General features: G+C 56.3%; 12 protein-coding genes. 9 read left to right on the top strand and 3 right to left on the bottom strand.

The window, feature by feature from the left end; genetic code table 11:
• Positions 1–62: 62 nt before the first annotated feature.
• The 5 genes from guaA (at position 63) to P4S53_RS20385 (ending at position 10,251) form a co-directional block, all read left to right on the top strand.
• Positions 63–1,640: a glutamine-hydrolyzing GMP synthase gene (gene guaA, locus P4S53_RS20405; RefSeq protein WP_337114132.1), complete on the top strand. Its 1,578-nt coding sequence runs from the start codon at positions 63–65 to the stop codon at positions 1,638–1,640.
• 481 nt (positions 1,641–2,121) lie between these two features.
• Entirely contained in the window at positions 2,122–3,975 is a 1,854-nt protein-coding gene (gene atzF, locus P4S53_RS20400) for an allophanate hydrolase (protein WP_337114131.1), read from the top strand.
• A 14-nt stretch (positions 3,976–3,989) separates the two neighbouring features.
• Complete coding sequence (uca, locus tag P4S53_RS20395) at positions 3,990–7,622, top strand: urea carboxylase (RefSeq protein WP_337114130.1); 3,633 nt, start codon at positions 3,990–3,992, stop codon at positions 7,620–7,622.
• Entirely contained in the window at positions 7,619–8,359 is a 741-nt protein-coding gene (locus tag P4S53_RS20390; RefSeq protein ID WP_337114129.1) for a GntR family transcriptional regulator, read from the top strand. Before uca ends, P4S53_RS20390 begins: the two co-directional genes overlap by 4 nt.
• 335 nt (positions 8,360–8,694) lie before the next feature.
• The gene (locus P4S53_RS20385; RefSeq protein WP_337114128.1) at positions 8,695–10,251 is read left to right on the top strand and encodes an AbgT family transporter; all 1,557 of its coding nucleotides are present in this window, start codon (positions 8,695–8,697) and stop codon (positions 10,249–10,251) included.
• A gap of 110 nt (positions 10,252–10,361) precedes the next feature.
• Here the strand turns inward: P4S53_RS20385 and P4S53_RS20380 are convergent, their stop codons facing one another.
• A complete protein-coding gene (locus P4S53_RS20380; RefSeq protein WP_337114127.1) occupies positions 10,362–11,480 on the bottom strand; it encodes an S-(hydroxymethyl)glutathione dehydrogenase/class III alcohol dehydrogenase in 1,119 nt (372 codons plus the stop codon).
• A gap of 168 nt (positions 11,481–11,648) precedes the next feature.
• On the opposite strand from P4S53_RS20380, the gene tadA reads away from it, so the two are divergent.
• The gene (gene tadA / locus P4S53_RS20375) at positions 11,649–12,179 is read left to right on the top strand and encodes a tRNA adenosine(34) deaminase TadA (protein ID WP_337114126.1); all 531 of its coding nucleotides are present in this window, start codon (positions 11,649–11,651) and stop codon (positions 12,177–12,179) included.
• 100 nt (positions 12,180–12,279) lie between these two features.
• Here tadA and mltF read toward each other — a convergent pair whose 3' ends face one another.
• Positions 12,280–13,770 carry a membrane-bound lytic murein transglycosylase MltF gene (mltF, locus tag P4S53_RS20370; RefSeq protein WP_442958697.1) on the bottom strand — a complete coding sequence of 497 codons (1,491 nt, stop codon included), beginning with the start codon at positions 13,768–13,770 and terminating at the stop codon, positions 12,280–12,282.
• A 407-nt stretch (positions 13,771–14,177) separates the two neighbouring features.
• On the opposite strand from mltF, the gene purL reads away from it, so the two are divergent.
• The 3 genes from purL (at position 14,178) to P4S53_RS20355 (ending at position 19,674) form a co-directional block, all read left to right on the top strand.
• A complete protein-coding gene (gene purL / locus P4S53_RS20365; protein WP_337114125.1) occupies positions 14,178–18,083 on the top strand; it encodes a phosphoribosylformylglycinamidine synthase in 3,906 nt (1,301 codons plus the stop codon).
• A gap of 219 nt (positions 18,084–18,302) precedes the next feature.
• Positions 18,303–18,641, top strand: a complete 339-nt coding sequence (glnB, locus tag P4S53_RS20360) for a nitrogen regulatory protein P-II (protein WP_027252937.1) — start codon at positions 18,303–18,305, stop codon at positions 18,639–18,641.
• Positions 18,642–18,882: 241 nt separating this feature from the next.
• Entirely contained in the window at positions 18,883–19,674 is a 792-nt protein-coding gene (locus P4S53_RS20355; RefSeq protein ID WP_337114124.1) for a hypothetical protein, read from the top strand.
• On the opposite strand, the gene P4S53_RS20350 is transcribed toward P4S53_RS20355, so the two are convergent.
• Complete coding sequence (locus P4S53_RS20350) at positions 19,675–20,298, bottom strand: YitT family protein (RefSeq protein WP_337114123.1); 624 nt, start codon at positions 20,296–20,298, stop codon at positions 19,675–19,677.
• Positions 20,299–20,422 lie beyond the last annotated feature (124 nt).

The following is a 20,422-nucleotide window of genomic DNA, read 5'->3' as shown; positions in this document are numbered from 1 at the left end:
CGAATTTTCCCGGGGTGGTGTGCCGCCCCTTTTGATTGCAATTGATATTTGAGACTGCCCGAATGACCACAAATATTCATGATCAACGTATTCTTATCCTGGACTTCGGTTCCCAATACACACAGCTGATCGCGCGTCGTATCCGCGAAATCGGTGTGTACTGCGAACTGTGGAGCTGGGATGTGGAAGAGGCGGATATCCGCGATTTCAATCCTAACGGTATTATCCTGTCTGGTGGTCCGGAGAGTGTCGCGGCAGAGAATTCCCCTCGCGCCCCTCAGTATGTATTTGAAGCCGGTGTGCCTGTTCTGGGTGTGTGTTACGGCATGCAGACCATGGCAGAGCAACTGGGCGGAAAAGTAGCCGGCTCTGACATGCGCGAATTTGGTTATGCGCAGGTTGAAGTGATTGAACCAACGGCGCTGCTGAAAAATATTGAAGACGCTGTGGCTGAAGACGGTAATGCTCTGCTGGACGTCTGGATGAGCCACGGTGACAAAGTGGTCGAAATCCCTGCAGATTTCGTGAAAGTTGCCGCAACGGAAACCTGTCCGTATGCCGTGATGGCAAACGAAGAGAAGCACTTCTACGGTGTGCAGTTCCACCCGGAAGTGACGCATACCCGCCAGGGTCTGCGCCTGCTGGAAAACTTTGTGCTGAACATCTGTGGCTGTGAGAAGCTGTGGACGCCATCGACCATCATTGATGACGCCATTGCGCGTATCAAGGAGCAGGTAGGTGACGATGAAGTGATCCTGGGCCTGTCCGGCGGTGTGGATTCATCGGTTGTGGCGATGCTGATCCACCGTGCCATCGGTGACAAGCTGACCTGTGTGTTTGTCGACAACGGTCTGCTGCGTCTGAACGAAGGCGAGCAGGTGATGGAAATGTTTGGTGATCACTTTGGTCTGAACATTGTGCATGTCAAAGCAGAACAGCGTTTCCTGTCGGCACTGGCCGGTGAAGCGGATCCGGAAGCCAAGCGTAAAATCATCGGTCACGTGTTTGTGGATGTCTTTGATGAAGAATCGAAGAAACTGAAAAACGCCAAGTGGCTGGCACAGGGCACGATTTATCCTGATGTGATCGAATCTGCGGCGTCGAAAACCGGCAAAGCACATGTGATCAAATCGCACCACAACGTCGGTGGTCTGCCGGAAGATATGGCTATGGGTCTGGTTGAGCCGCTCAAAGAGCTGTTCAAAGACGAAGTGCGCAAGATCGGTCTGGAACTGGGCCTGCCTTATAACATGCTGTACCGCCACCCGTTCCCGGGACCGGGTCTGGGCGTGCGTGTACTGGGCGAAGTGAAGAAAGAGTACTGTGACTTGCTGCGCCGTGCGGATGCCATCTTCATTGAAGAGCTGCACAAAGCGGATCTGTACAACAAAGTCTCTCAGGCCTTTACCGTCTTCCTGCCAGTCCGCTCTGTGGGCGTGATGGGCGATGGCCGTAAGTACGACTGGGTTGTTTCTCTGCGCGCCGTTGAAACCATCGACTTCATGACAGCCCATTGGGCACACCTGCCATACGATTTCCTGGGTAAGGTATCCAACCGCATCATCAACGAAGTGGATGGTATCTCCCGCGTGGTTTACGACATCTCAGGTAAACCACCAGCCACCATTGAGTGGGAATAATCTCCCTACGGAAACCTCTGGTACGACATATCTAAGCCCGCATGATTGTGGGCTTTTTTGTTTTTGGCTTCGTCATGCTCGGCACGGTCTGGCAACGCCAGGTACGGTTTGAACCTGATCTGTTGATGAGGATGATTCATCGCTCATGCCATGGATGACGACCGATACCATGCTGCGTGGGCAGGCGGCCTGGAATTCTCACTCGAAACTGCATTTTCGGTTCCAACCGACCCCAAAATCACTATAAAACAGCATGTTAACTTGTATACAAGTTGTGGTTACACAATTTTGCGGCGAACAAGCCCAGATATCTTGCTCAATTGTGGTGCCATTTTTATCGAACTGCGCTCATTTGGTGCGCATTGTTTTAACAATTAAAGCGTTGAAATTCAGCTATCATGCTGTTTTTATTGAATTAATTACTATTGGGTCCGATATGGCATGAGCCTTGCTGTTGATCATGTATACAAGATGAATCAACGTGAGGATACATGATGCCAACCCCCTTGGATGGACCATTGCCGACTGGCAGCAGGCCTATAAAGAAGGCGCCCGGCCGGACGATCTGCTCAACCCGCTCATTAGTGCATTAGACCAAGACGATCCCGCCTGGATCACCCGGCTGCCTTCCAGCGAACTCAGCGCCACGCTGTCAGAACTGGCTGACAGGCTGGCCGCGGTGGGGGGCGATCTTGAACAACTGCCGCTTTACGGCGTTCCGTTCGCGGCCAAAGACAACATTGATGCTGAGGGTTTCGACACCACCGCCGCCTGTCCGGCCTATGGGTATCGCCCGAATCAGGACGCCGCCGTTATCCGCAGGCTAAAAGCCGCTGGCGCGGTACTGGTGGGCAAGACCAATATGGATCAGTTCGCCACCGGTCTGGTGGGTACCCGCTCACCTTATGGCGCGGTGCCGAACAGTTTTAAGCCGGAAGTGATCAGCGGTGGCTCCAGCTCCGGGTCGGCCTCGGTGGTCGCCCGTGGTCTGGTGCCTTTCGCCCTGGGCACAGATACTGCTGGTTCCGGCCGCGTGCCGGCGGGCCTGAACAATTTGGTGGGGCTGAAACCCACTAAGGGCTGGTTCAGCATCGACGGCGTGGTCCCCGCCTGCAAATCCCTGGATTGCGTGTCGGTGTTCGGTCTTACCCTTCACGACGCCGCTCTGGTGGCAGAGATTCTGGGCGATTTCGAGCCGGGCGATGCGTTTTCCCGTCAAGCGCTCACGGCACTGCCTCTGGATGCCCCGGCCATTCGACGTCCCGGCCCGGTCCAGCGCCTGGGCATTCCCGAAGTCCCTTTGTTCCATGGTGACCTGCAGGCCGAAGCCGCCTGGAATACCACCCTCAGCCAGTGGCGGCAACTGGACATCGCCGGTGTGGAACTGGTGCCGCTGAATTTCTCACCGCTGCTGGAACTGGCGGCGCTGCTGTACGAAGGTCCCTGGGTGGCCGAGCGCCATGCGGCGGTGGAAAGCTTCATGGCCGGGCATGCCGGGGAGATGAACGCCACGGTCCGGGGCATCATCAGCAATGCGGGTAAGTTCACCGCCACCGATACCTTCAAGGCCCTGTACCGCAAGGAAGAACTGCTGCGGGCGATTGATGATCTGCTGGCTGAAGTGGACGGCCTGCTGGTGCCCACGGCACCCATTGCCCCCACTATCGACGCGGTGAACGCCGACCCGGTAACCCTGAACAGCCAGCTGGGCACCTACACCAATTTCGTGAACCTGGCGGACTTCTGCGCCCTGGCCGTTCCTGCCGGTTTCCGCGACGACGGTCTGCCTTTCGGCGTGACGCTGATCAGCGGCGCCTGGAAAGACCGCGAACTCCAGGCGCTGGCCAGTCAATGGCTGAACGCTCACCCGACACCCTTGGGTGCCTTGGATAAAACGCGGCCAGCGGAAGTAGCCACTCACGTACAAGCTGTCCCCACGGTGCAGGTAGCGGTTGTAGGCGCGCATCTTTCGGGGATGCCTCTGAACATTCAACTGACTGAGCGGCGGGCCCGGTTGCTGGAGAAAACCACCACCTCGGCCCGTTACCGGCTCTATGCCTTGCCCAATACCACACCGCCCAAACCCGGCCTGAAGCGGGACGAATCCGATGGCGAAGCAATCGTGCTGGAAGTCTGGGAAATGGCGGCCTCGGAATTCGGGTCCTTCGTCGATCTGATTCCCGCGCCTCTGGGCATCGGCAACGTCGAGCTCGCCGATGGCCGGTGGGTCAACGGTTTTATCTGTGAAGGCTACGGCCTGGACGGCGCCCGGGATGTGACCGGGTTCGGCGGCTGGCGCGCCTACATCAACGCCCTCAAATCCTGCAAGGCTTAAGGAGATTGCCAACTATGTTCACCAAAGTTCTGATCGCCAACCGGGGCGAAATTGCCGTGCGTACCATTCGTACTCTCAAAGCCATGGGCGTGGGCAGCGTGGCTGTACACTCTTATGAAGACCGCCACAGCCTGCACGTGGCCAATGCCGACGAAGCCGTGGCCCTGACCGGCCACGGCGCCAGTGAAACCTACCTGGATACCGCCCAGATCCTGGCTGCCGCCAGGCAGACCGGCGCCGAGGCCATCATTCCCGGCTATGGTTTTCTGTCGGAAAACGCCGATTTTGCCGAAGCCTGTGAAGCCTGCGGCATTGCCTTCATCGGTCCCACCCCGGGCCAGATGCGCGAATTCGGCCTGAAGCACCGGGCCCGTGAACTGGCCGAGGTCGCCGGCGTGCCTCTGGCGCCGGGCAGCGGCCTGCTGGATACCCTGGACGAAGCCCTGCAAACCGCCGGGCGCCTAGGCTACCCGGTGATGCTGAAAAGCACCGCCGGTGGCGGCGGCATTGGCCTGACCCGCTGCAACAGTGACAATGAACTGAAAGACGCCTTTGAAACCGTGCGTCGTCAGGGCCAGAGCTTCTTCAACGACAGCGGCGTGTTTCTGGAACGCTTCATCGCCCGCGCCCGCCACGTGGAAGTGCAGATTTTCGGCGATGGTGAAGGCAATGTCGTGGCTCTGGGCGAGCGGGACTGCTCCCTGCAGCGCCGCAACCAGAAGGTGGTGGAGGAAACTCCGGCACCGAACCTGCCGGTGGCCACCCGCCAGAAAATGCTGGACGCTGCGGTGTCCCTCGGCCAGTCGGTAAACTACCGCTCCGCTGGCACGGTGGAGTACATCTATGACGCCGACCGGGACGAGTTCTACTTCCTGGAAGTGAACACCCGCTTACAGGTAGAGCACCCGGTCACTGAGTCTGTCACCGGTCTGGATCTGATTGAATGGATGCTGAAGATCGCCGCCGGTGAAAGCCCGGATCTGGCGGTGTTCGAGCCGACGCTGAATGGTGCCGCCATGGAAGTGCGCATCTACGCAGAAGACCCGCTGAAAGACTTTCAGCCTTCCCCGGGCGAGCTGACCGAAGTGCACTGGCCGCAAGACGGCGTGCGCGTCGACACCTGGGTGGAAAACGGCAGTGAAGTCTCGGCCCACTACGATCCGATGATCGCCAAGCTGATCGTCCACGGCAAAGACAGGGACGATGCTCTGGCCAAACTGAAAGCCGCGCTGGCTGAAACCCGGCTGATGGGCATTGCCACCAACCTGGATTACCTGCGCCAGGTGGTCGCCCAGGCCAGTTTTGCCGAAGGCATAGTTTCTACCCGCGCGCTGGAAAGCTTCACATTCAGGCCCTCGGTGGCAGAGATCGTCAAACCCGGCACCTATACGACGGTGCAGGACTACCCCGGCCGGGTCGGCTACTGGAACATAGGCGTGCCCCCCAGTGGCCCCATGGACGACTACGCTTTCCGCCTGGCCAACCGCATTGTCGGTAACCATAACGATGCCGCCGGGCTGGAAACCACACTGATCGGCCCGACCCTGAAGTTTCATCAGGATGCCGTGGTGGCACTCACCGGCGCGCTGACCGAAGCCACCCTGGATGACCAGCCAGTGGCATTCTGGAAACCTATCACAGTGAAAGCCGGTCAGGTGCTGGCCGTGGGCAAGGCCGTGAAGGGGTGTCGTACCTATCTGGCCGTGCGCGGTGGCTTCGATGTGCCTGTGTATCTGGGCAGCCGTTCCACCTTCGCTCTGGGCCAGTTCGGCGGCCACGGCGGCCGGCCCCTGCGCCCCGGTGATATGCTGGGCATCAGCCAGCTGGAACTGCCGGCCTGTACCACGCCGGGCCCGACCCACGACCCGGCGCCGGTCGATCCCGATCTGATCCCGGACTACCCGGACCACTGGGAAATCGGCGTACTCTATGGTCCTCACGGCGCCCCGGATTTCTTCAGTGAAGACGCCATCGAAAAGTTCTTCCGGCAGGATTGGGAGGTGCACTACAACTCCAACCGTCTGGGCATTCGCCTGAACGGCCCGAAACCGGAATTCACCCGCGAAGACGGCGGCGAGGCCGGTCTGCACCCGTCCAATATCCATGACTGTGAATACGCCATTGGTTCGATCAACTTTACCGGCGACATGCCGGTGATCCTTACCAAGGATGGTCCCAGCCTGGGCGGGTTCGTGTGCCCGGTGACCATCGCCAAAGCCGAACTGTGGAAGGTCGGCCAGGTGAAGCCCGGCGACACCATTCGCTTCGTGCCGCTGGACTATGACACGGCAGTGACATTATCCGAACGCCAGGAGCTGGCGGTGAAAAGCCTGATGGCTCCGCCCGAAGTGGCGCTGAAAGCCCCGGACCTGGCGCCGCTGAACGGTTTGTCCGCCACCATCCTGGCCCACCTGCCGGAAACCGACGGGCGTCCGGAAGTGACCTACCGCCAGGCTGGCGACCAGTATATTCTGCTGGAATACGGCCCGAATGTGATGGAACTGGGGTCACGCCTGCGCATTCACGCCCTGATGGAAGCCATTGCCAATGTGCAGCCCAACGGACTGCTGGAGCTGTCGCCGGGCGTGCGGTCGCTGCAGCTGCGCTACGACTCGCGTATCCTGTCCCAGCAGGCCCTGATGGCATACCTGCTGGATCTGGAAGTCACTCTGCCGCCGACTGATGAGCTGAAAGTGCGCAGCCGGGTGGTTCACCTGCCGATGGCGTTCGAGGACAGCGCCACGCTGGAGGCGGTGGACAAGTACCGCCAGTCGGTGCGGGACACCGCGCCCTGGCTGCCCAACAACGTGGATTTCATCCAGCGCATCAACGGCCTGAGTGAAAGGGAGCACGTCAAGGACGTAGTCTACAATGCCCGTTATCTGGTGCTGGGTCTGGGTGATGTCTATCTGGGTGCGCCCTGCGCCGTGCCGCTGGATCCGCGCCATCGCCTGCTGACCTCAAAGTACAACCCGGCGCGCACCTACACAGCTGAGGGCACAGTGGGCATTGGCGGGGTGTACATGTGTATTTATGGCATGGATTCCCCCGGCGGTTACCAGCTGGTGGGCCGCACCCTGCCTATCTGGAACAAGTACCTGAAGAACCCGCAATTTGCTGACGGCGCGCCCTGGCTTCTGCGCTTCTTTGACCAGATATGCTACTACCCGGTCAGCGAAAAAGAATTGACGGAGATGCGTGATCAGTTCCGGGCTGGTAAGCTGACCATCAGGATAGAGGAAGACACGTTCGACCTCAGATCCCACCAGGCCTTTCTGGACGCCAACGCCGACGCCATCAGCCAGTTCCGCAAGATGCAGCAGGCGGCGTATGCTGAAGAAGTGGCCTTGTGGAAGGAAAGCGAAGCGGAGGAGCTGGACCGTCTGGCCAAGGCGCCGCCGGTGCCGGACACTTCGGATCTGGAACAGTTCGGCGAGCTGATCAGTGCCGAGATTGCCGGGAATATCTGGAAGTGCCTGGTCAAACCGGGTGACATTGTGGCCGTGGGCGACCCGCTGGTGATCGTGGAAGCCATGAAAATGGAATTCGAGGTGAACGCCACGCAATCGGGCACAATCAGCGCCCTGCATGTGGAAGCCGGTAAGGCAGTGACCCCGGGGGAGCCGTTATTGAGCATTGAGATATGACAACCAGCACCAGACGCAAAACCTCTATGGCCGACAGGGTGTATGACGCCCTGAAAGACGACATCTTCGAATTTCGCCTGCTGCCGGGCGATAAGTTCAGTGAAGGTGATGTCGGTACGCGGCTGGACGCTTCCCGGACACCGGTCCGGGAGGCTCTGTACCGGTTGCGGCGTGAGGGGTACGTGGAAGTGATCTTTCGCAGCGGCTGGCGGGTAACACCTCTGGATTTCGAGCAGATTGCGGAGCTGTACGATTTGCGCATCACTCTGGAAAAGGCGGCTATCCACAAGATCTGCGAATTGCCGGAAGAGCCCCCGGCGATTCGCACCCTGACCGCCATCTGGAACCCCGATCATCCTTCCGAACGGGCCGTCGGCAGCACCGTTCGCGCCCTGGATGAAAGCTTCCACTGTGATCTGGTGGCCGCTGCCGGTAACCGGGAAATGACCCGTATCCACCGGGAAATCAGCGACCGCCTGCGCATCATCCGCCGGCTGGATTTCACCCGCAACGACCGGGTGGAGGCCACCTATGAGGAACACGCCCGGATCCTCGACGCCATCCGCCGGGGCGACGCACAGACCGCCGCCGATGAACTGGACCGGCATATCCGCATCAGCCAGCAAGCGGTGAAGGAAATCACCATGGAGCGAATTCGCGAGGCAGCGCAGCGTCAAAGGCAGGTGGAAACTGTCGCGGCGACGGGTGCTGAACAACCTGAAATGCCTGCTGACTGAAGACGGAACGATCAAATCTGCCCGCGCGACTGTCTGGCATGTACGCGCGGGTTGCAGTGGGTGATCAAGTTTTATTATTCAAATACACTCATATTTATTAAATCAAGGTGCCTGCAGGGCGCTTATTTTTTATTGATAGCGTCAAGCATGCCCTTAGATAGGGTGGAGTTTAACAAACTTTAAATAAATCATGGGTTGGTTATTTATTCTGAATATTTGAATGTTGTTCTATTTTATTGCTTTGGTATTGGATTTTAATGGTTTTACTGACTTGTGGGATGGGGTAGTCTTTAGCGATTTTTTATACTCATTCGATTTGATAAGGAAGTACGACTATGAGTGATGCCTTGAACCCTGCACAAAAATCGCGGGGTATGATTGCGTTTATTGAACGCGCCGGGCAGAAAATCCCCGATCCTGTGGTGATATTCATGTTCTTGTTCGCCTTTGTGCTGGTGCTGACCAGCCTGATTGGCGGCATGCAGTTTGAGGTGATGGGGGCTGACGGCGGTGCAGTCACGCACAGTATTAAAAATATGCTCGAGACTGAGCATGTCCGCTGGCTGTTCGATCATGCCTTGCTGCAGAACTGGCTGGCGTTCGGGCGCGGTGTACTGGGCGTCATTCTGATTGTGATGCTGGCGGTGGGCATCGCAGAACATTCCGGGTTACTGGCCGCGCTGATCAAGAAGGTCGGCCTGCACATCAGTGACCGCTGGCTGCCTTATATGGTGGTTTTCCTGGGCATCATGTCATCCGTTGCCAGCGATGCCGGTTATCTGGTCCTGATCCCGCTGGCAGGCCTTTTGTATGCCGGTTTGGGCAAGAACCCTTTGATTGGTATGGCGGCGGCCTTTGCCGGTGTGTCTGCCGGTTTCAGTGCGAACCTGATCCCCGCCACGCCTTCCGATGTCATTCTCGGGGTCAATGCGCGTATTTTTGCTGAGTCTCAGGGCGTTCCGTTTACCACGGCCAGCGGCGAGCCACTCAACCCGGCCACCATGCATTATTACTTTATTGTGGTTTCGACGATCATGCTGACCCTGGTTGGCGCCTGGGTGACCAAACGTTTTGTCGCTCCGCGCTTGTCTGCCATGAGCTATGAACTGCCGGATGATCTCAAACTGGATGATTTCAAGCTGACGGCGCAAGAGCAAAAAGGGTTACGCATGGCAGGTTTGGGGCTGCTTGCGGCTCTGCTGGGCATTTATCTGCTGGCGACAGGCCCGCTGGCGTCTTATACCAATGCCGCCGGCCGGCAAGTAACGCCATACCTGGATAATGTCATCCTGCTGATTTCATTTGTGTTTGTTGTGGTGGGGATGTGTTATGGAGTGACGACCCGCAAGTTCAAATCGCTGCAGGATGTGGTGAAAGCCATGGTGAAGCAGATGAATACCATGGGCTATATTCTGGTACTGACTTTCTTCTGCTACAACTTTTTGGCGATGCTCAGTTACTCCGGCCTGGGTACTTACGTGACCTATCTGGGCGCGACCTTTTTAGGCTCACTGGGACTGCAGTCATTCCCGGTTGCACTGATTATCGGTTTTATCCTGACGACGGCTTTCATTAACCTGTTTGTGGGGGGCATGACGTCGAAATGGATGCTGTTAGGACCCATTTTTGTGCCCATGCTGTATCAGGTGAACCCGAATATGACGCCTGATTTGGTAACCGCCGCTTATCGTGTTGCCGATTCGTCAACCAATATTATTACCCCGATGATGACCTACGCCGGTGTTGTGCTGGCCTTTATGCGCAAATATAAACCTGAACTGAAATTCGGCGATGTGATCAGCATGATGGTGCCTTACTCGGCGGCTTTCCTGCTGATGTGGACCATTGTACTGGTGATTTTCTTTGCCTTCGGTTTGCCTCTGGGCTTCTGATCCGGCACAAGTACTTGTCAGACACCCAGCGCCCGGTACTTGCCGGGCGCTGTGGGAGAAAAGGCTTGTTGTTGCTGACATTGTCCAGCGCTATGCCATATGGTTTCGGTTCAGTAGTGAATCACAGATCGGATGCTCTTCCCCTGATGCATCAGCTCAAAAGCCTGGTTGATATCATCCAGCGGCATGGTGTGGGTGATGAAATCGTGCAGCTGAAACTCCCCCTGTAGGTAACGCTCTACGATATCGGGCAATTGCGTACGGCCTTTGACGCCGCCAAAAGCGGTGCCGCGCCAGACCCGTCCTGTCACCAGCTGAAAAGGCCGGGTGGAGATTTCCTGGCCCGCACCGGCAACCCCGATAATGACCGACTCGCCCCATCCTTTATGACAGCACTCCAGTGCCGAGCGCATGACGCTGACATTGCCGATACACTCAAAGGAGAAATCGACACCGCCATCGGTCATCTCAATGATGACTTCCTGGATTGGCTTATCATGATCTTTGGGATTGACGCAGTCAGTCGCCCCCAGCTTTCTGGCCAGAGCGAACTTATGTTCATTGATATCAATTCCAATAATGCGAGAGGCCCCGGCCATGGTGGCCCCGATGATGGCTGACAGGCCAATGCCGCCTAAGCCGAAAATGGCCACAGTATCGCCTTTGTGCACTTTCGCTGTATTGAGCACAGCGCCCATCCCGGTGGTGACCCCGCAACCGAGCAGGCAGATTTCTTCCAGCGGGGCGGCCGGGTTTACTTTCGCTAATGAGATTTCAGGCAGCACCGTATATTCAGAAAAGGTTGAGCAGCCCATGTAGTGATAAATCGGTTCGCCATTGAGGGAGAAACGCGTGGTGCCGTCCGGCATCAAGCCTCTACCCTGGGTGTCGCGAATTTTCTGGCACAGATTGGTTTTGCCCGACAGACAGAATTTACACTCGCCGCACTCCGGGGTGTAGAGCGGAATGACATGGTCGCCCACTTGTACTGTGGTGACCCCGGCGCCGACTTTCTCTACAATGCCGCCCCCTTCGTGTCCGAGAATGGCAGGGAAGATGCCTTCCGGATCGTCACCGGACAGGGTAAACGCATCGGTATGGCAGACGCCTGAGGCGACAATACGTACCAGTACCTCACCGGCTTTCGGGAGCTGGACATCGACTTCTTCTATGGTCAGTGGCTGATTCGGCCCCCAGGCAACGGCCGCCCGGGATTTAATAGTGTCCATGATGATTATCTCTCCGCAGCAGTAACTCTTCATATAAAGTAGGAGAGAATGACCCGGAGTGCCCACTGCGGAACGCGACACGGCCATCATCATGCTGCGGCACTGGAGAGGTGGCGGCGCTTGGCTTATAATCCCCCGCCCAAACCTTGTGAGATCAGAGACCCAGTGGTGAGTGACATCAACCCTCAGGATGAATTTTTTATGCGGCGTGCCATTGAACTGGCGAGCCTGGCTGAAGCCGAAGGTGAAGTCCCTGTTGGCGCCGTTGCTGTACACAATGGCCGGGTGATTGGTGAAGGCTGGAACCGTTCGATCGGCCAGCATGATGCCACGGCTCACGCCGAGATCATGGCGCTGCGTCAGGCAGGCAAAGTGTGCAGCAACTACCGTCTGCTGGATGTGGTGCTGTATGTCACCCTGGAACCTTGTCCTATGTGCGCCGCAGCCATGGTGCACAGCCGCATCGGCCGGGTCGTTTTTGGCGCGCCGGATCCGAAAACCGGGGCCGCGGGCAGTGTCATGAACCTGCTCAGCTATTCAGGGGTCAATCACCATGTGGCTTTTGAGGGGGTGCTGGATGCCGAGTGCCGCCAGCAGCTGCAGGCCTTCTTTAAACGCCGCCGAGCCGAGAAAAAAGCCCAGAGACAGCAGGCTGCTCAGGGAACCGTCACTCAGGATACTCTGAAAAAAGACCCGTAAAAAAACGGGTGGCAATGCCTGCCGCCCGTTTCGTTCGTTCTGTCACTCCCTGTTACGGCAGTGACGAGCCTTTCCCCGAAAAGATCAGCCGCTGAAGGGATCAGCGGCTCACGCTTTTGTTGGCTTTGGTCTTATCCAGCACCTCATCCAGCGTCTGTTCGGCGGTGTCGCTGACTGTATTATTTGCGTTGCTTTCCAGCTCGGCCGGCGTAATGGTCTGCCAGTCATCAACCAGTCGGATCCCTTCGCTGTTCACCGGCTGACTGTGCGCCTGCTCGTAGCCGATGATGCTCTGATAGTAGCGACGGATGTTTTCCACATATAGCAGTGCTTCATCGCCACGGGCATAACCATAGCGGGTTTGCCGGTAGTATTTACGTTGCCGTAGCAGCGGCAGGCGCTGTTTGACATCGCTCCAGGCATCCGGGTTGCCGCCTTGTTTTTTGGTCAGGCGGCGGGCATCCATCATATGGCCGTAGCCGACATTGTAGGAGGCGAGTGCAAACCACACCTTTTCATGATCCTCAATGCTGTCGGGCACCCGGGCGACCATTTTTCTCAGGTAATCCGTGCCGCCCCGGATACTCTGATCCGGATCCAGCCGGTTCTGGACACCGACTGATTTTGCCGTCGGCAGTGTCAGCATCATCATCCCGCGCACCCCAGTCGGGGAAACGGCTCTGGGGTTCCAGTGTGATTCCTGATAGGACAAAGCAGCCAGTAGTCGCCAGTCAAATTCGCTGGCGTATTTCTTAAATGTGCCTTCCCAGCGAGGGAGCTTGGTTTCCAGCGCCCTTAAAAAGGCGCGCGTATCGACATAGTCGAACTGATCAACATGGCCGAAATACTTCTCTTCCAGTTTGGCAAGTTCACCGCTTTGTTTCAGTTCACCAAAAAACTCAATCAGCAGCGCATAAAGGCTATCGTCATTGCTCTGCTCCATGAACCAGCCGATGGGTTCGTCATCGGTCAGCTCAAGAGCCACTGCAATATCGGGATGGATACGCTGGCTGAGGGCGACATCGACTGAATCTGCGACGGTATAGTCCAGCTCACCGGCGGCGACCTGGCGCAGCAGCTCCTCGCTGTCAATTTCATCAATGGTCTGCCACACCAGAGCCGGGTGGTCTTTTTTGACAACATCCAGCGTTTTCTCATGGCTGGAGTCGCGAACGACGGTCAGGGCCCCTTTGTTCTGAGCGAGATCGGCGAGATCACGCGGTCGCCACTGACCTTTCTTGTACACCAGGATCTGGCTGGCATAGTAATAGGCAGGGGCAGCCCTGAACTCACGCACCCGCTCCGGCGTCATCGTCAGGCCGGCAGCCAGCAGATCGACATCACCGCGTTTCAATGCCGGAAACAGACCAGATAAGGAGAACAACGGCTGCATTTCCAGCTTTACACCCAGCTTGTCAGCGAAACGCTGCGCAAGGTCATAATCCAGCCCGGTAGGACCGTCCGGACCGATATAGTAGGAAATCTGGTTATTCAGTGTGCCAATGCGCAAAACGCCACTGTCGCGTATCCGTTCCAGCTCAGTGCGGGTGTCGCTTTCCCACTGACAGCCAGATAATGTGAATGCTGTCAGTAGGATGGCGACAAAAGCGCGGAGATTCGTGGCAAAAACTACTCGTCTCAATAATGCATGCTCATTTATTTATTCAGTCGTTCTTTATACCAAAGGTCGCATTCAGGACAAAGCCGACCCCCTTTGATCTTATCCGGCGGTCTGGATTTAGGTGAAAAAATGTCCGATTTTGGGCTGGTAGTCAAAGATCGCTGTGGATATCTGCCGGATTGAAAAAAAATAGCGCAAACGGTTGCGTCAGGTGTTACGTCACACTGTGTTTTCCCTTATACTATCGCCCATCGTAATTTTTCCTCCCGGACAAGTGAGAAAAAAGGGCGCTGAACAAGGTGACATTGACGTGATTCCCGGCTGGGGAGCAGGCCAATATCACCTTCATTCAACTGCTAATCGAGAGTCGTACGCACATGGAAATTTTGCGTGGTTCACCCGCACTGTCTGAGTTTCGTGTCAACAAGCTGCTAGCGCGTTGCCAAGAGTCCGGTCTGCCTGTCACCGGCATCTACGCCGAATACATGCACTTTGCTGAGCTGGCATCGCCGCTGAACAGCGAAGCGCTGGCTACCCTGACCAGCCTGCTCACCTATGGCCCTACGATTGCCGAACATGAACCTACGGGTCGCTTGTTCCTGGTCACGCCGCGTCCTGGCACCATTTCACCCTGGTCGTCCAAAGCAACAGATATCGCCCATAACTGCGGTCTGGAGCAAATCCAGCGCCTTGAGCGCGGGACGGCCTATTATGTCGAAACCGAGTCTGCGCTGAGCGAAGAGCAGTTGTCTGCACTGAAAGGGCTGCTGCATGATCGCATGATGGAAGTCGTGTTTGACGATGTTGCCCAGGCAGAGGCCCTGTTCCGCCATGCTGAACCGGCACCGCTGCAGAGCGTGGATATTCTGGCCGGCGGTCGCCGCGCGCTGGAAGAAGCCAATATCGCACTGGGCCTGGCACTGGCCGAAGATGAAATCGATTATCTGGTTGAGAACTTCACCAAGCTGGGGCGCAACCCGAACGACATTGAACTGATGATGTTTGCCCAGGCAAACTCTGAGCACTGTCGTCATAAAATCTTCAACGCTGACTGGACGATCGACGGGGTCGATCAGGAAAAGTCACTGTTCAAGATGATCAAGAACACTTATGAGCAGAACAGCGAGTACGTGCTGTCTGCTTATAAAGATAACGCCGCTGTCATGACCGGTTCTGAAGTGGGCCGTTTCTTCCCGGATGCGGACAACCGCCAGTACAACTACCATCAGGAAGCGGCGCACATCCTGATGAAAGTGGAAACCCACAACCACCCGACGGCGATTTCGCCCTGGCCGGGCGCATCGACCGGTTCAGGCGGTGAAATCCGTGATGAAGGCGCAACAGGGATCGGCGGTAAACCGAAAGCCGGTCTGGTTGGCTTTACCGTCTCTAACCTGCGTGTGCCGGGTTTTGAACAGCCGTGGGAAACGGATTTTGGTAAGCCGGGTCGCATCGTAACCGCACTGGACATCATGCTGGAAGGCCCGCTGGGTGGCGCGGCATTCAACAATGAGTTCGGTCGTCCGAACCTGCTGGGTTACTTCCGGACCTATGAAGAAAAAGTGGTCTCGCACAATGGCGAAGAAATTCGCGGTTACCACAAGCCGATCATGATTGCCGGTGGTATGGGCAACATCCGTGAAGATCATGTTCAGAAGAAAGAAATTCCGGTTGGCGCCAAGCTGATCGTGCTGGGTGGTCCGGCCATGAACATCGGTCTGGGCGGCGGCGCGGCCTCTTCGATGGCGTCCGGCCAGTCGGCGGAAAACCTGGATTTTGCCTCGGTACAGCGTGAAAACCCGGAAATGGAACGTCGTTGTCAGGAAGTGATCGACCGCTGCTGGCAACTGGGTGATGACAACCCGATTGCCTTTATCCACGATGTCGGCGCGGGCGGTATTTCCAATGCCCTGCCTGAGCTGGTGAACGATGGCGAGCGCGGCGGTAAGTTCCAGCTGCGTGATGTGCCGAACGACGAACCAGGCATGAGCCCGCTGGAAATCTGGTGTAATGAATCCCAGGAGCGTTACGTTCTGGCCGTTGCACCTGAGCAGATGGCAGTCTTTGATGCTATCTGTCAGCGTGAGCGTGCACCGTACGCTGTGGTGGGCGAGGCAACGGAAGCGCGTCATCTGACGCTGGACGACAGCCATTTCGACAATACGCCGATTGATATGCCGCTGGACATTCTGCTGGGCAAGCCACCGAAGATGCACCGTGACGTGACGTCGCAAAAAGTGCAGGGCAGTGCGTTAAATCGTGACGGCATCGAGCTGACAGAAGCCAGCCATCGTGTATTACGTCTGCCGGCCGTTGCTGAGAAAACTTTCCTGATCACTATCGGTGACCGCACGGTGACCGGCCTGGTGGCTCGTGATCAAATGGTCGGCCCGTGGCAGGTACCGGTTGCCAACTGTGCGGTCACAGCAGCCAGTTATGACACTTACCATGGCGAAGCCATGTCTATGGGTGAGCGTACGCCGGTGGCGTTGCTGGACTTTGCCGCTTCTTCCCGTCTGGCGGTCGGTGAGGCGATCACCAACATTGCCAGCGCCGATATCGGCGATCTGAAGCGGATTAAACTGTCGGCCAACTGGATGTCACCAGCCGGTCACCCGGGTGAAGATGCCGGTCTGTACGAAGCCGTGAAAGCGGTGGGCGAGGAGCTGTGTCCGGCGCTGGGCCTGACGATTCCGGTGGGTAAAGATTCCATGTCGATGAAGACCAAGTGGGAAGAGAACGGCGAAGAGAAAGAAGTGACCTCTCCGCTGTCTCTGGTGATCACAGCCTTTGGTCGCGTAGAGGATGTACGGAAAACCGTGACTCCACAGCTGCGTACCGACAAGGGTGATTCCAGCCTGATCCTGATCGATCTCGGCTGCGGCAAGAACCGCCTGGGTGCGACAGCACTGGCCCAGGTTTACAAACAACTGGGTGATAAACCTGCGGACGTTGACAGCCCTGAGCTGCTGAAAGGCTTCTTCCACGCCGTTCAAACGCTGGTGCGGGACGAAAAACTGCTGGCTTACCATGACCGTGGCGACGGCGGCCTGTATGTGACGCTGGCTGAAATGGCCTTTGCCGGTCATACCGGTGTCGAAGTGGATATCAACACCACAGACGGCGACAGCTGTGACGATGTGCTGGCGATGCTGTTCAACGAAGAGCTGGGTGCAGTGCTGCAAGTGCGGACTGAGGATCTGGCGCTGGTTGAAAACGAGCTGGCAAAATACGGTCTGGCATCGTGCAGTCATGTGATCGGCACTGTGGTTGACGAAGACGTGGTGCGCATCTGGAACGGGAACGATCTGGTGCTGGATCAAAACCGCACTGAACTGCGTACTATCTGGGCGGAAACCACTTATCAGATGCAGGCGATGCGTGATAATCCGGCCGGTGCGCTGCAGGAATTCGAGGCCAAGAAAGACAGCCAGGATCCGGGTCTGAGTGCGTCACTGAGCTTTGATATCAACGAAGATGTGGCGGCGCCATTTATCGCCACCGGTGCCCGTCCTAAGATGGCTATTCTGCGTGAGCAGGGCGTGAACTCCCACGTTGAGATGGCAGCCGCTTTTGACCGTGCTGGTTTCGATACCCGCGATGTTCACATGAGTGACATTCTGTCCGGTCGTGTGGAACTGGATGGCTTCAATGGTCTGGTGGCCTGTGGTGGTTTCTCGTACGGTGACGTACTGGGTGCCGGTGAAGGCTGGGCGAAGTCAGTGCTGTTTAATACCATGGCGCGTGATCAGTTCGAGCGCTTCTTCCACCGTGACGGCACCTTCGCACTGGGCGTGTGTAACGGTTGCCAGATGATGTCGAATCTGCGCGATCTGATCCCGGGTGCTGAACTGTGGCCACGTTTTGTGCGTAACGAATCGGAGCGTTTTGAAGCCCGTTTCAGCCTGGTTGAAGTACAGCAGAGTGATTCACTGTTCCTGAACGGTATGGCCGGTTCGCGGATGCCCATCGCGGTGTCGCACGGTGAAGGCCGCGTGGAAGTGCGTAATGCTGAGCATCTGTCCGCGATTGAGCAGTCAGGCACCGTTGCGCTGCGTTTCCTGGATAACTACGGCAATGTCACGCAGAACTATCCGGCCAACCCGAATGGTTCACCGAACGGCATTACCGGCCTGACAACCCAGGATGGCCGGGTGACGATTATGATGCCTCACCCGGAGCGTGTGTTCCGGACTGTGGCGAACTCCTGGCATCCGGATGACTGGAACGAAAACAGCCCTTGGATGCGTATGTTCCGTAATGCGCGCGTTAATCTGGGTTAATCTTTCGCAGTCAGACATCTGACGAGCTGATAACAGGAAAACCGCTGCTTTTCGCAGCGGTTTTTTTTGTGCTGACAGCAGGCGCCGTCGAATCAGAAAATGGTGTAAGTTTATAGGGAGCCGTTGAGTTTTCTATGAAAAATCGGTGATAATGGGGCCTTTCCGGCGTCGACAACCGTCCTGTTTTATCGACCCCCGCAGAGCAAAGGATATTGTGAGATGAAAAAAATCGAAGCCATTATAAAGCCATTCAAGTTGGATGATGTGCGTGAGGCCCTGGCAGAGGTGGGGATCACGGGGATGACAGTATCCGAAGTGAAAGGTTTCGGTCGTCAGAAAGGCCATACTGAGCTGTACCGCGGTGCGGAATATATGGTGGACTTTCTGCCGAAAGTTAAACTTGAAATCGTGGTCACCGATGATGTGGCCGAACAATGTGTCGACACCATCATCGAAACGGCCCAAACCGGTAAAATCGGTGACGGTAAAATCTTCATGTTTGATATTGAGCGTGTTGTCCGTATCCGTACTGGTGAAGAAGACGAAGACGCGATCTGATGACTCGGTAACAAACTGTTTTCACAAGTATTATGCTACTCCTTGCAGCCTCGGTCATGTGCCGGGGCTGTGCTTTATGGAGCCATCTCTGATTCTAAAACTGATGATTTAATATCCAGTTTTCCCTGTCGCATTGATGCCTTAGCCAATCTGACTTTGCTGTTTGCTGACGTTGCCCGTGTCTGACGTTGAAAAACAGTCTGGTCGTCATTCTGTTTCAGTGTCTTCAAGGAGAGTCATCATGAAGCACGTGTCTTTGTCCACTTGCGGCGGGCTTGCCATCTCAGTGCTGATGACGGCAGTCACGGTACTGATCGCATCACCATTACTGAGCAATATCCTGAGTGTTTATCCCACCGGGGCTATCGCGACCGCCATCAAGGATCACCGAGAGATCCTGTCACTCTGGCCCTGGCTGGCGGCGGCAGCTGTGCTGGTTCAGAGCATGAGTCTCTGGCTACTGACAAGAAGCCCGCTCACTGGCAAATGCCTGAGTCTGCTGACAACCTTCGTCCTGTTTCCCTTTGGCCTGTACTTCCATATTTGTTACCTGGCAGATTGTAAGCGCTGGGAGTTGCGGATGTTGCAGGAAGTCAAACCCGAGCTGAAACCTGAATACCCGCAGTTTGGTTTTTGCGATGAAGACCCGTTAGCTTTCGGCCTGTGCGGCGTCGGTATTCTGACCATGATCGTCGGCCTTCCTTTCGGGGCGCTGGCTGTGGTGGCGGGGGTGGTGATTTTTGTCCGCAATCTGGCCGGGAAAAAGAAAACCGCCCTGATGGTAACCCCTCAAGCTTTATTCATCACGCCTAACCCCTGGCTGGGTTGCTACCGGGTGCCCTATACCCAGGTATCTGCCGTGGCGGTCGTCAAAAATCAGCTCAGGATTCAGATTGAGACTGAAGCAGGAAAGAGCATCACTGTGCCGGTGAACATCAATGTACTGGACCGGGATTTACGCCGCCAGGCGAGGGGAATACTACTCGACAAACTCGCCCATGCCGGATTGTTGCATGAGCCAGTGGCCGTGTGATCAGTCGGCTGTTTTAGCCACGGCCTTGCCGTCATTGTAGCGGCCGGGCTTGTGGTTCATGGCCAGTACCAGATTGAGCATCACAGCACCGAGCAGTGACAGCATCAGAATCGTCGGTGTCATCAGAACATAGGAACAAAGCAGAATCGCGATATCGATCCCCATCTGAAGCTTACCGGCTGATACCCCGAATTTCTCCTGCAGATACAGCACCAGTACGTTAAATCCGCCCAGGCTGGTGTGATGCCTGAACAGGATCAGCATCCCCAGTCCCATCAGCATCCCTCCCATCACAGCGCAGTACACAGGATCAAACTGACTGATCTCAACAAAGTGATGCAGGTTATCGGTAATCACAGACACTAACGCGCCGCAGCAAATACTGGACAGTGCGAAACGTCGGTTCATCCGGCACCAGGCCATGATGTAAAACGGAATGTTCATAACGAAATACAGCTGGCCAAAACTGAAATCAACAAAATGGGTCAGCAACAGTGCTAAGCCAGTGGTGCCGCCTGTCAGTAAGTGGGCTTGCTGTAAGAAAAAAACGCCTTGCGCGACGATGAATGTACCAGTAAGAATAGCGATTAGGTTTTCTTTGCGAGAGTGACCGCGGTGTTTCAATCTGTACCTCCAAAATGGTTCCTTTGCAGCCTGCCAGTCGGGGTGGCCTTGATGCTGAAAGGTCATGCGCGCGATATGATATAGAGTGAAATAAAAAAATGAATCCTGTGATCTAACTTAAAGA

This window comes from Photobacterium sp. Hal280, from assembly GCF_037162255.1.
In the GTDB taxonomy this organism is placed as follows: Bacteria; Pseudomonadota; Gammaproteobacteria; order Enterobacterales; family Vibrionaceae; genus Photobacterium.
The sequence above is the reverse complement of the archived record's forward strand: the minus strand, read 5'-3'. Positions and strand labels throughout refer to the sequence as shown.

Bases quoted from the DNA above. Each gene is read 5' to 3' on its own strand.
- guaA (WP_337114132.1), top strand. From the start codon at position 63: ATGACCACAAATATTCATGATCAACGTATTCTTATCCTGGACTTCGGT.
- uca (WP_337114130.1), top strand. From the start codon at position 3,990: ATGTTCACCAAAGTTCTGATCGCCAACCGGGGCGAAATTGCCGTGCGT.
- P4S53_RS20390 (WP_337114129.1), top strand. From the start codon at position 7,619: ATGACAACCAGCACCAGACGCAAAACCTCTATGGCCGACAGGGTGTAT.
- P4S53_RS20385 (WP_337114128.1), top strand. From the start codon at position 8,695: ATGAGTGATGCCTTGAACCCTGCACAAAAATCGCGGGGTATGATTGCG.
- P4S53_RS20380 (WP_337114127.1), bottom strand. From the start codon at position 11,480: ATGGACACTATTAAATCCCGGGCGGCCGTTGCCTGGGGGCCGAATCAG.
- purL (WP_337114125.1), top strand. From the start codon at position 14,178: ATGGAAATTTTGCGTGGTTCACCCGCACTGTCTGAGTTTCGTGTCAAC.
- glnB (WP_027252937.1), top strand. From the start codon at position 18,303: ATGAAAAAAATCGAAGCCATTATAAAGCCATTCAAGTTGGATGATGTG.
- P4S53_RS20355 (WP_337114124.1), top strand. From the start codon at position 18,883: ATGAAGCACGTGTCTTTGTCCACTTGCGGCGGGCTTGCCATCTCAGTG.